This window comes from Eikenella sp. NML120348, assembly GCF_001648435.1.
Taxonomy (GTDB): Bacteria; Pseudomonadota; Gammaproteobacteria; order Burkholderiales; family Neisseriaceae; genus Eikenella; species Eikenella exigua.
This window is the reverse complement of the sequence record NZ_LXSP01000001.1, coordinates 221,297-233,687: the sequence shown is the minus strand read 5'-3', so window position 1 is coordinate 233,687 and position 12,391 is coordinate 221,297. Positions and strand designations below refer to the sequence as shown.

General features: G+C 56.9%; 9 protein-coding genes and 2 pseudogenes. 6 read left to right on the top strand and 5 right to left on the bottom strand.

What is annotated here, in order from left to right:
- The first annotated feature begins 27 nt into the window (after positions 1-27).
- From A7P99_RS01085 to A7P99_RS01070, 4 genes and pseudogenes are all read left to right on the top strand, one after another.
- On the top strand, positions 28-780 hold the full coding sequence (locus A7P99_RS01085; RefSeq protein ID WP_067686252.1) for an SIMPL domain-containing protein: 753 nt from the start codon (positions 28-30) through the stop codon (positions 778-780).
- A gap of 155 nt (positions 781-935) precedes the next feature.
- Positions 936-1,775 (top strand): neutral zinc metallopeptidase, encoded by an 840-nt coding sequence (locus A7P99_RS01080; protein WP_067686249.1) that lies wholly within the window; start codon positions 936-938, stop codon positions 1,773-1,775.
- Positions 1,776-2,168: 393 nt separating this feature from the next.
- Positions 2,169-3,092 (top strand): annotated as a pseudogene (locus A7P99_RS01075) (aminotransferase class IV); the annotation flags it as partial.
- Positions 3,093-3,412: 320 nt separating this feature from the next.
- Positions 3,413-4,978 (top strand): annotated as a pseudogene (locus A7P99_RS01070) (chorismate-binding protein).
- A 163-nt stretch (positions 4,979-5,141) separates the two neighbouring features.
- Here A7P99_RS01070 and thiD read toward each other — a convergent pair.
- The 5 genes from thiD to A7P99_RS10530 form a co-directional block, all read right to left on the bottom strand.
- Positions 5,142-5,981 (bottom strand): bifunctional hydroxymethylpyrimidine kinase/phosphomethylpyrimidine kinase, encoded by an 840-nt coding sequence (gene thiD, locus A7P99_RS01065; RefSeq protein WP_067527609.1) that lies wholly within the window; start codon positions 5,979-5,981, stop codon positions 5,142-5,144.
- 22 nt (positions 5,982-6,003) lie between these two features.
- Positions 6,004-6,804, bottom strand: coding sequence for a hydroxyethylthiazole kinase (thiM, locus tag A7P99_RS01060; RefSeq protein ID WP_067446601.1), 801 nt, complete (start codon positions 6,802-6,804; stop codon positions 6,004-6,006).
- Positions 6,805-7,473: 669 nt separating this feature from the next.
- Entirely contained in the window at positions 7,474-7,965 is a 492-nt protein-coding gene (gene greB, locus A7P99_RS01055) for a transcription elongation factor GreB (RefSeq protein WP_067527942.1), read from the bottom strand.
- Positions 7,966-8,004: 39 nt separating this feature from the next.
- The gene (locus tag A7P99_RS01050) at positions 8,005-9,396 is read right to left on the bottom strand and encodes a DHA2 family efflux MFS transporter permease subunit (RefSeq protein ID WP_082881511.1); all 1,392 of its coding nucleotides are present in this window, start codon (positions 9,394-9,396) and stop codon (positions 8,005-8,007) included.
- Between the two features lie 2 nt (positions 9,397-9,398).
- Positions 9,399-9,530: a hypothetical protein gene (locus A7P99_RS10530; protein WP_255361280.1), complete on the bottom strand. Its 132-nt coding sequence runs from the start codon at positions 9,528-9,530 to the stop codon at positions 9,399-9,401.
- Between the two features lie 146 nt (positions 9,531-9,676).
- Between A7P99_RS10530 and A7P99_RS01045 the strand changes: the two genes are divergently transcribed.
- Entirely contained in the window at positions 9,677-10,717 is a 1,041-nt protein-coding gene (locus A7P99_RS01045; RefSeq protein ID WP_067525785.1) for a type IV pilus twitching motility protein PilT, read from the top strand.
- Between the two features lie 483 nt (positions 10,718-11,200).
- A complete protein-coding gene (locus A7P99_RS01040; protein WP_369799156.1) occupies positions 11,201-12,367 on the top strand; it encodes a PilT/PilU family type 4a pilus ATPase in 1,167 nt (388 codons plus the stop codon).
- The last annotated feature ends 24 nt before the right edge of the window (positions 12,368-12,391 follow it).

Sequence of the window (12,391 nt, the reverse complement as noted above, 5' to 3'; positions counted from 1 at the left end):
CTTCCACCAAGCGCAAAGGAAAGCATTATGTCCACAGAAAAAGCCCTCTCCGGCAGTGTTAAAGCCCTCGGTGCCCTACTCGCCATCGGCCTCGTGGCCGCAGCCTTCGTGTTGGGCGGCCAGTTTAAAAATTTCCGCCAGCCCGGCACGATCACCGTAAAAGGCCTGGCCGAACAAACCTTCCAGTCCGACCATGCCCGCTGGAACACCGCCGTGAGCGTACACGGCGCCAGCTATCAGGAAGTGCTCGACCGTCTGAACCAGCAACGCCCCAAACTCGAACAATTCCTGCGCAGCCAAGGCTTCGACGCAGCCGAAATCCAAACTGCCGCTCCCGAAATCAGCCCGGCCTTCTTGGTGGAACGCGATGCCCACGGCAACGAAATCCGCACCCCCAACGGCTACGACGGCAAGCAGCAGCTCACCGTGGCCAGCAGCAAACTCGACCGCATCCAAAGCGCCCACCAAAATATCCTCGCCCTGCGCGCCGGCAACGACGCTATCGATTTCGAAGCCCCGCAATACCTGCTCGGCAACCTCGAAACCATCAAACACAGTCTGATTAAACAGGCCACTGAAGATGCCCGCCGCCGCGCCGACGAATTCGCCTCCACCGGCGGCGGCAAAGTCGGCGCCATGCGCTCCGCTTCGCAAGGCTCGTTCAATATCTATGCTGACAGCGGCAGTAGCGGCGACGACGAATACGGCGGCAGCTACGACAAAACCACCGTTGGCAAACAAGTGCGATTAGTCGTAACCATCGAATACGCTATCGAATAAACCCCTGCCGCACACGCCAAGGCTACCTGAAAGCACCGGCTTCAACGAAGCTAAAACCAGCTAAGCAAGTTTCTGCAAAGCCAAAATCTCCGCATGCTTTTCAGGTAGCTTGTTATATAATCTGCCCAAACCACACCAACCCAAGGAATTCCAATATGAAACTCGGCAACCAACGCAGCAGCAGCAACATCGAAGATCGTCGCAGCCTTGGCGGCGGAGGTGGTGGCAAAATGGGCCTCGCCGGCCTAATTATCGTACTCATCGGTGCCTATTACGGCGTGGATTTGAGCGGCCTCACCGGCGGCAGCATGCAGATGCCGCAGATGCAACAACAGCAGCAACGCACCATCAGCCCCGAAGAAAAGCAATTGGCGCAATTTTCCTCGCAAATCCTCGCCACCACCGAAGACGCTTGGGGCGAATATTTCCGCAGCCAAGGCCGGCAATATGTGCAGCCGAAAATGGTGCTCTACCGCGGCAGCACCCCCACCGCTTGCGGCACCGGCCAATCCGCGATGGGTCCGTTCTACTGCCCAGCCGACCAAAAGGTTTACCTCGACCTCTCGTTCTATGACGACATGAAAAACCAGCTCGGCGCAGCGGGCGATGCGGCCTTTGCCTATGTGATTGCCCACGAAGTCGGCCACCATGTGCAAAACCTCGACGGCACCATGGAGCGCGTAAACCGTGCCCGCGCCCGCATGAGCGAGCGCGATGCCAACCGCCTCTCCGTGATGGTGGAGCTGCAGGCCGACTGTCTGGCCGGAGTATGGGCCAACCGCGCGCAAGCACGCCAGCTGTTTGAACAGGGCGACTTGGAAGAAGCCTTCAACGCCGCCGAAGCCGTGGGCGACGACCGCCTGCAACAACGCAGCCGCGGCTACGCCGTGCCCGACAGCTTCACCCACGGCACCTCCGCCCAACGCCTGCAATGGTTCCGCCGCGGCCTACAAAGCGGCGACCCGGCGCAATGCGACACCTTCTCTTCCCTGTAAGCGCCAGTCCAATACCAAAAGGCTACCTGAAACGATTTATTCCGATTTTCAGGTAGCCTTTTGCATAAGGGACGACGCGCTGAATACCGAAGCTTCTGAAACCGCTTCTATTGAGTGCTTATCCCCTACAAAGCCTTCACCTCAACATTCATCAGAGCAACACACCCCGCTTAACGCAATTTGCTATTAATCCCAAACCTGCGCCCCAATCCGGCAAACAGGCTACCTGAAAACCCGTCTGCGGAGCGTAAACGCCTTGATGGCGGGTTTGCTTTTCGCAGAAACCGTTGTTCAGGTAGCCTTCTTGGATGCAATTTTTGGCACAAAAGGCTTGTCAAACGCTTTGCTTCAAGAATATCTTTGACGCCTTAGCACAAATCACAAAGAAATATCATGGGAAAAGCAGTTCCTGCCGTTTTCGGCAGCGTTTTCCACCGCGAGATGCCGGTGTTGGTTTTTTCCGATGGCGCATGGCAGCCGATGCGCCGGCAGTCTTCCGATTCGCTCTCCCTGCCATCGGCCAAGCAGCCTGCACTACGGCAGTGAGTGCTTTGAAGGGCTGAAGGCCTTCCGCCAGTAAAATAATGGCTGTATCGTTATCTTCCATCTGGAAGTGAATATCGCCTGTATGCAGCAGAGTACGAAACTGTTGGAACTGCCTGTGCCGGATGCGCCCGCCGCCATGTATCTGCGCCCACGCTTATCGGCACCGACCCGGCAATCGGCAAGGCCGGCGTGGGCTCGTCTTCGGCCATGCTGTATATCTTGGCTTCGCCGGTGGGCGACTATTTCAAAGTGGGTTCGCCGATGAAGCTGTTAGTGGAAACCGAACACATCCACTGTGCACCGCACATGGGCCGGGTGAAATGCGGTAGCAACTATACCTCCGCACTGCAAAACGTGGTGCGCGCCCGAGAGCAATACGGCGCCAACCAAGCGTTGTTCTGCCCGAACGGCGACGTGCAGGAAACCGGCACGTCCAACTTTGCGCTGATTAATGGCAATGAAATCATCACCAAGCAGCCGCCCACCGAAGAATTCCTGCACGGTATAACCCGCGATTCCGTATTGCATGTAGCCGCCGATTTGGGCTACAAAGTGAGTGAGTGCAATTTCACCGTGGCCGAATTGCAAGCAGCGGCAGAAAACAGAGCAGAAGCCACCCTCACCGGAACGGTAGCCGTGGTGTCGCCGGTTACTTCCTTTGTTATCAATGGAAAGGAAATCGTGCTGCAAAGCCAAGAGCACGGCACAGCCATCCACAATGCGATTACTGACATCCAATACGGCTTGGCTGAAGACCGCTACGGCTGGCTTTGCCCGTACCCGAGCGCTGATTGGCCGTTTGTTTCACCTGCTTTTTGCATAGTTAAGCGGAGTGGAAATGCTTTTTCAGGTAGCCTTCTGCCCCTTTGTAAAGCCGCAGCCGCTTTGCCGGCTGTTCCCACCAACTGTCCTTTGTTCTCCCGCAGTCCAGATGGCGTTTACACCATGGCAGATTCAATTCGCTTTAGTTATATCCATGTTTCATGGTAATGAGGCTACCTGAAAACCATCATCCGTTTTTCAGGTAAACCCAAACTCCATCCCCTAAAGCGCGTATGATCCTATCATTCATATCTTGCCCATTCACAGCCATACCCTATTTCACCCTGTTTGACGATGCTGTGAGCGGCCGCGAAAAACTCTATCAAAATCATGTGGAAATCCGCCTTTTCCATCATAACGAACTGGATTCGCTGGATGATACGCTGCAAAAGGGCTGCATGCTGTGTTGTTTGCAGACTACGAATTCGGTTTGCCGCTAATGGGGATTGAGTCTGAACGCGGCGCAATCTTGCTCTACATTGGTTTGCCGCCTGCGCCAACCCGTTCTGTATGCCGTCTTGTCCCACCTGCCCGATACGGAGGGGAAATCTGCGTGAATGCTGTGTTTCTCGCCCGAACTCTTCCTCAAAATCGGTGCGGACGGCACCATCAGCACCGAACCGATGAAAGGCACCGCGCCGATTTTGGGCGACGGGCAAGACGAACGCCGCGCCGCCGAGTTGCAAAACGACCCAAAAAACCGCGCCGAAAACGTGATGATTGTCGATTTGCTGCGCAACGACCTCGGCAAAATCGCCCAAACTGGCAAAGTGCGCGTGCCCGAGCCGTTTAAAGTATCGCGTTTCGGCAGCGTCTGGCAGATGACCAGCACCATCCAAGCCCAAGCCCTGCCAAACACCTCGTTCGCCGACATCCTCCGCGCCGCCTTCCCCTACGGCAGCATCACCGGCGCACCCAAACTCATGAGCATGCAGATTATCGAATCGCTCGAAGCCGAACCGCGCGGCCTGTACACCGGCAGCATCGGCTACCTGAACCCCTGCGCGGGCGGGCTGGGATTTGAAGGCATATTCAACGTCGTCATCCGCACCCTGTCGCTCAAACCTGTTTCAGACCCGATTTCAGACGACCTCTATCAAGGGGTGTATGGCGTCGGTTCCGGCATCGTCATCGACAGCGACCCCGCCGCCGAATATCGGGAATGCGGCTGGAAAGCCCGTTTCCTCAACGAATTGCGCCCCGCCTTCGGCATCTTCGAAACCATGCGCGTGGAAAACAGGCAATGCCGCCTGCTCGACCTGCATTTAGGTCGTCTGAAAACCTCAGCCCAAGCCCTCAACCTGCCCCTGCCCGATGACTGCGAAACCCGAATCCGGCAATACATCGCCGACTTGCCCGACGGCCTGTTCCGCCTGAAAACCGAACTCGTTTCAGACGGCCTCATCCTCAGCCATGCCGCCACCGCTGAACTGCCTGCTTCCCAGCGCATCATCCCCGCCCCGCAACCCCTCCCGCGCCGCGACTACCTGCGCCGCTTCAAAACCACCCGCCGCGCCCTGTACGACCAAGCATGGCAAACCGCCGAAACGCAGGGCGCATTCGACAGCCTGTTTTTCAATTCAAACGGCCTCCTGCTCGAAGGCGGCAGAAGCAACGTGTTCGTCAAATACCAAGGACAATGGCTCACCCCGTCTCTGGATTTGGACATCCTAAACGGCGTCATGCGCCAAGCCGTGTTGCAGCAGCCGCAAACCTACTTGGGCACAAATACAGTCATCGAAACGCACATCACCCGCGACATGCTGGAACACGCCGAAGAAATCCGCCTCTCCAACGCCTCGCGCGGCGTGTTCCGGGCAGAATTGGCACAATAAACAAACGGCTTGGAATCTTGTTCCAAGCCGTTTGTTTCAGCACATCGAGTTTCAGGTAACCTTCCAGCCATATACACGAAGGCTACCTGAAAACATCAGCTCCAACGAAGCCAAATCTTTTCAGGTAGCCTTTGCACACAGCCAAGCTGTCTGCTTGCTTTCTTCACTCTGCACACATCATCGCCCAATGGTTTACCGGCCCGTGGCCATGGCCGATATTGATGGGCTGCGAGATGGCGGCGGTGATGCACTGTTTGGCGGTGCGGATGGCCGCTTCCACCGCTGCGCCTTTGGCCAGCTCGGCGGTGAGGCAGGCGGAGAAGGTGCAGCCGGTGCCGTGGGTGTGCGGGGTGGGGAAGCGCGGGCTTTCCAAAGTGAACTGCCCGTCGGGCATAAACACCCAGTCGCGGCAGATTTCGCTTTGCGATTCGCCGCTGTGGCCGCCTTTAATCACCACGGTTTGTACACCGGCTTCCTGCAAGATGTGGGCGGCGCGTTCGGCGTCGGCATCAGTTTGGATATCGATGCCGGTCAGCGCTTCGGCTTCGGGCAGGTTGGGCGTGAGCACGTCGGCCAGCGGCAGCAAATGCCGTTTGAGCGCGGCCACGGCGTTTTGCTGCAACAGCGGCGCACCGCCCTTGGCCACCATCACCGGATCAAGCACCAGCCGGCCAAACGGTTTGCCTGTCAGTTTTTCCGCCACACATTCAATCACTTCGGCCGTGCCGAGCATGCCGATTTTAAAAGCGGCTACCTGAAAACGAGCATCGCGAGTTTCTGCGAAGCTAAAATCGGCGGCGATGGAATCGATTTGTGCGCGGATAATATCGAGCGGCACGCCGTGGATGGCCTGCACGCCGAGAGTGTTTTGCGCGGTTACCGCCGCCAGCACGCTCATGCCGTACACGCCGCGCATTTGAAAGGTTTTCAAATCGGCCTGAATGCCGGCGCCGCCGCCGCTGTCGGAGCCGGCGATGGTAAGGGCTTGTGCAATTTGCGTCATCTGTTCTCTCCTAATTAAGCCGTTAAATCCATTCTACTTTCGCGCGTGCCGCTACTTCCTGTGCTGATACAGCGGCCAGGCTGTCGATCAGCTCCCATGCGAACGAGCCGCTCTGCGAAGGCTGCAAGCCCTGCGCCGCCAATTCGCCCGCCACGGCATACACGGTGCAGGCTTCGGCCACGGCGTGCAGATAGTCTTCCGGCGCGGCCACAGCGGCAAATGCGCCCACCACCGTGCTCAACAGGCAGCCGGAAGCGGTTACTTTGGGGAACAGCGGCGTGCCGTTATTCAATTTAGCGGTGCGGCTGCCGTTGGAAACGTAGTCAGTTTCGCCGCTGATGGCGGCAACGCAACCGTATTGCTGCGCAATGCGTTGGGCGATGCTGTGCAAATCGGCCGAGCCGCTGCCTGCATCTACGCCTTTGGCATGCCATTCCACCCCGGCAATGTGCGCCATTTCGCCCGCATTGCCGCGCACAGCAGCAAATCGGATTTCTGCCAACAGCTGCGCCGTGGTTTCGCGCCGCAGCTGGGTAAAGCCTGCGCCTACCGGATCAAGCACCACCGGCACGCCCGCACGGTTGGCCGACTTGCCCGCCACCAGCATGGCTTCCACCTTCTGCTTGTTCAGCGTGCCGATGTTCAGCACCACTACCGAACTCACCGCTGCCAGCTCCGCCATTTCGTCCACGCTGTCGGCCATAATCGGCGAAGCACCAATTGCAAGCAGGCCGTTGGCCGAGAAATGGGCCGCCACGATATTGGTGATATTGTGCACCAGCGGATTACGGGCACGAACTTGATCTAGATATTTGATTTCCATATTACTTTATTCCTATTGATTGGCGGCACGGGCAAGAAAAACGCCCGCTATTGGATCGGGCGAGAAATGGTGTTGTATCAAGAGAATATGGCGGGCTCTTCAGCTTCGCTTTCAGGTAGCCTGTTATCAAACTGTACTGTTTGATGCCTAGCCACCCACATAGTTTCCTACGCCAGTATTGGGGCTGTTGGCAATTACTTTTCCAAGTGGATTTTTGTTCCCAAGGCGGTAGATTCAAGGCGGAAACCACAGCAAGGTTGTACACCTTGCGAGGATTGCCAACGCGGAAGATGCTGCTTTGGAAACGAGAAGACGCGGAAACCAGTAATTGCCGGCAGACCCTAGCTGTATCAGGTACAACGGGTATTTTCTCAGCCGCCTCTGCGGCACCCCGACTAATGGCGGCAGATTATAGCCTGCAATATGATGAAAGGCTACCTGAAACTAGCCCATCATTTCGTTTCAGTCAATCTGCTAAATTTCAGGTAGCCTGCAACCTTGTAGGAATAAGTTTTATACCTGTCGGAACACTATCCAAGCATGGCCGTCATCTCTGCACCAGGCCGGCTAAAAACGGATGTTGTTTAAGCATGGCAACACCGCTTTACGCCAGCAAAAGGCTACCTGAAAATTTTCAGGTAGCCTTTCCCTACACGATATATCTGCCCTCTACTCTATCTTCACATAAGCTACAGACAACACTTCGATTTCCTCCCTGCCTTCCGGCCCGTGGAACACAATTTCATCGCCTTCGCGGGCTTTGAGCAAGGCGCGGGCGAGCGGGGAAGTCCAGGAAATTTTGTGGCGGGCGGTGTCGATTTCGTCCACGCCCACGATGCGCACGGTTTGCTCTTCGCCGTTGCCGCGCAGCAGTTCCACGGTGGCGCCGAAAAAGATTTGGTCGGTGGCTTCGCGGGTTTCGGGATCGACCACTTGCGCCGCTTCCAGCCGTTTGGTGAGGAAGCGGATGCGGCGGTCGATTTCGCGCATGCGGCGTTTGCCGTAGAGATAGTCGCCGTTTTCGCTGCGGTCGCCGTTGGAGGCGGCCCAGTTGACGATTTGCACGATTTCGGGGCGCTCTTTGTTCACCAGCTGATAGAGCTTGTCTTTCAATGCCTGCCAGCCGACTGGGGTAAGGTAGTTGGGGGTGGTATTGCTCATGATGGCTTTCAAATCTATTCAAATGTGCGGATGAAGGTTTCAGGTAGCCTTACGGTTTAAATGCCCGCCGTCGCCGGAATGCAGTTTGGCCAACAGCCACAGTAGCACCAGGCCGAAGGTAGCCAGCGACAGGTAGGTGTAACTGAAGGCCTGTTCCAGCAGCGCGCCGGTTTCGCCCACGGCGGCACGGTATGCGCCCAAAATCACGGCGGCCACGGCAATGCCGATGCCGATGCCCACCTGCTGCACCACGCTGAGCATGGTCGAGCCCGCGCTGGCTTCTTCGTTCGACAAATCGCCGATGGTAAGAGTGTTGATGGCGGTGAACATCAGGGATTGGCACAGGCCGAAGCAGGTGGCCAGCAGCATGTAAAACGTTATCGAGCTGTGCGAATCGAGCAGCGACAGCGCAGCCACCACGGCCGACATAGCCACGGCCACACCCAAGAGCGTACCTTTATAGCCGAAGCGCACCAGAATCGGCGCAGTAAACGGTTTCATCAAAATCGAGCTCAACGCCACCGGCGCGAGCATCCAGCCCGCCATTTCGGCATTGTAGCCGAAGGCTACCTGAAGCATCAGCGGCACCAGGAAGGGGATGCCGGAAGAGAGCACGCGGAACATCAGGTTCGCTGCCAGCCCGATACTGAAAGTATGCACCCGGAACAGCGAAAGCGGCAGCAGCGGATTTTTAGCACGCCGCGCATACGCGGCATACAGCCACATGGCCGCCGCACCCAGCCCGATAACTACTAGGGCGCGGCGGCCGTTGTGCAGGTTTTCCGCCGCCAGCTCCAGCCCGTAGGTAATCCCCACCAGGCCACCGGCAAACAGCAAAAAGCCCAGCCAATCCAAGGGCTGCACGGCGGCCCGCACATTGGGCATATAGCGTCCGGCAATGGCGATGCCGAACAGGCCGATGGGAATATTGATGAAGAAAATCCAGTGCCAAGAAAGGTTTACCGCCATACAACCGCCCAAAATCGGCCCGACGATGGGGCCGATGAGGCCGGTCATCGACATTAAATTCCACGCCGCCACCAATTCCGATTTGGGCACGGTGCGGATAATCGCCAGCCGCGCCACCGGCATCATCAGCGCGCCACCCACGCCCTGCAAAATCCGTGCCAGCACCAGCCAGTTTAAAGTGGGCGAGGCGGCGCAGGCCACCGAACCGAGCACGAACACCGCCACCGCCAGCCGGAACACGTTGAGCGTACCCAGCCGGTCGGCCAGCCAGCCCGATAGTGGAATCAGCGCGGCCACAGTAAGCGCATAGCTGATGATGGCCAGCTCCATTTGCAGCGGCGATTCGTGCAGGCTTGCCGACATCACCGGCAGCGCAGTATTCAAAATAGTGGCGTCCAGCAACTGCATAAACAGCGCCATCGCCGCCGTCCAGGCTAGGCCTTTTTGTTGCGAGGTCATCATGATTAAGAAAGGGTGTTTGGAATGGCGTTTGATTGGCCGGTAGATTGCAGGAGGCTACCTGAAAAATAAACAGAATGGATTTTCAGGTAGCCTCTGTCTGACTGGGCATCATCCCGGCCAATAGCCAGAAACATGCCAAAACCCTGTATCCTGTTTCAGATAACCGCCAATTTTACATGAAAATACAAGTTTTCCTTTATTTATCCTGCCATCTGTATTTACAATGAACTGTTTTTAGCAAAACTGCAAAAAAATTACTGAAAAGGGAGTTTCAAACGCCATGCAGATTACCGACCTACTCGCGTTCAGCGTGAAAAACAAAGCATCCGACTTGCACCTCTCCGCTGGCCTACCACCTATGATCCGCGTGCACGGCGACGTGCGCCGCATCAACCTGCCGGAAATGAGCGCCGAAGAAGTGGGCAACATGATCTCTTCCATCATGAACGACCACCAGCGCAAAGACTACCAACAACGGCTGGAAACCGACTTTTCCTTCGAACTGCCCAACATCGCCCGTTTCCGTGTGAACGCATTCAACACCGAACGCGGTCCGGCTGCCGTATTCCGTACTATTCCCAGCAAAGTACTCACACTGGAAGAATTGAACGCGCCCAAAGTATTCCAAAAAATTTCCGACCAGCCGCGCGGCCTGGTGCTGGTAACCGGCCCCACCGGTTCCGGTAAATCCACCACCCTGGCAGCGATGATCAACTACATCAACGAAAACCATCACCACCACATCCTCACTATCGAAGACCCGATCGAGTTTGTGCACCAGAGTAAACAATGCTTGGTGAACCAACGCGAACTACACCAACACACCCACAGCTTCGCCAACGCTCTGCGCTCCGCACTGCGTGAAGACCCGGATATCATCCTGGTGGGTGAGATGCGCGACCCGGAAACCATCGGTTTGGCGCTCACCGCCGCCGAAACCGGCCACCTAGTATTCGCCACCCTGCATACCACCGGTGCAGCCAAAACCGTGGACCGTATTATCGACGTGTTCCCCGCCGGCGAAAAAGAGATGGTGCGTTCCATGCTTTCCGAATCACTGCGCGCCGTGATTTCGCAAACCCTGCTCAAAACCAAAGACGGCAAAGGCCGCGTGGCCGCGCACGAAATCCTGATTTCCACCGCCGCCGTGCGCAACCTGATCCGCGAAAACAAAATCGCCCAAATCGGTTCTGCCCTGCAAACCGGCCAAGCACACGGTATGCAGACGCTCGACCAATCCCTGCAGGCCCTGCTCAAACGCGGCATTATCAGCATCGATGCCGCCCGCGCCAAAGCGCAGAACCCCGACCAACTCGTCTAAACCGACAATCGTACAAGGGAAAACATCATGTCAAACGATCAGCACAAACAAAACTTGGCCGAGCTGCTCTCCGAAATGGCCAACCAACGCGACGACCTACCGCCCGAACCCACTCCCGTTACTGCCGCCATGATGCCGAATGGCAATTTGGCTTCCATGGAAAGCCAGCTGGCCACTGGTACACTCGATATTCCGCCGCTGCCCGATTTGCCCGAAAGCACATTCGGCAAACCGGAATTGATTGAACCAGGTTTCGTGGCACAGCCCATTACGCCGCCTGCCCAACCAGTGCAGCCGCAAGCAGCACAACCGCAGCCGCAACTTAAATCTAAATACGCAGCAGCCCTTGCACCCCATGCCGCCCAACCAATGCAGACCCCAGCCAAACCGACTCTGGCTCAGACTGCCCCGCAGCAGCCTACCGCCCGTCCCGCACCAGCCGTGTCTAGCCATCCGCCGCTGCATGCCGCGCCGGCACAGCCTATTGGCCACGGCCCGAACCAGCACTTAACCCGCGAGCGCGCCAAACTGCACCCGCTACTGGAAAAAATGGCCGATGAATCGCTCAAACGCAACGCTTCCGATATCTTCATCAGCAGCAACTTCCCGCCTTCGTTCAAAATCGACGGTACGCTGGTGCCGATTCCGGTAAAACCGCTCGCCGAAGAAGAAGCCGCACAAATCGTTTACTCCACCTTCAACGACGAGCAGAAAGCCAAATTCCCGGTGGAATGGGAGCTGAACTACTCCCTGCAATCACAAAACGGTATCCGTTTCCGTGTGAACGCCTACCATGAACAAGGCCGCATCGGCTTGGTAATGCGCCGCATCACCACCAACATTCTCACCATAGACGACCTGCGCCTGCCGCAAGTGCTCAAAGAGCTCTCCATGCGCAAGCGCGGCCTGATTATTCTGGCCGGCCCCACCGGTTCCGGTAAATCCACTTCGCAGGCCGCGATGCTCGACTGGCGTAACAAACACTCCGCCGGCCACATCGTAACCATCGAAGACCCGATCGAGTATATTCACAGCCCGATCAAGAGCATCATCACCCAACGCGAAGTCGGCCTTGATACCCACAGCTGGGGTGCAGCCGTGCAAAGCGCCATGCGTCAGGCGCCCGATGTAGTCTGCGTGGGTGAGGTACGTAACGAACACTCCATGGAGTACGCCCTACAACTGGCGCAAACCGGCCACTTGTGCTTCTTCACCATCCACGCCACCAACGCCAGCCAAACCGTTGAGCGTATTATGAACTTGTACCCCGAAGAACGGCATCCGCAAATTCTGATGGACTTGGCGTTGAACCTAGTGGCCATTATCGGCCAGCGTTTGGTGCTGAAAAAAGGCGGCAAAGGCCGAAATGCCATCATCGACCTGCTTATCAACACCCCCGCTATGCAGGATCACGTATTCAAAAACCAGTTGCTTGAGGCTCGCGAGCTGATGGAACGCGCTGAGGACGACGGCATGCAAACCTTCGACCAAGACTTGTTCCGCCTCTACATCAACGGCGAAATCGACTACGACGAAGCCCTGCGCCAGGCCGAATCCGCCAACGACTTGCGCCTGCGCATCAAGCTCTACGAAGAAGGCCGCGAAAGTACGCACATCTTCGAGCGTGTAAGTGATTTGAACCTGATGTAACGGCCAAACGGCTGTATAGAGGCT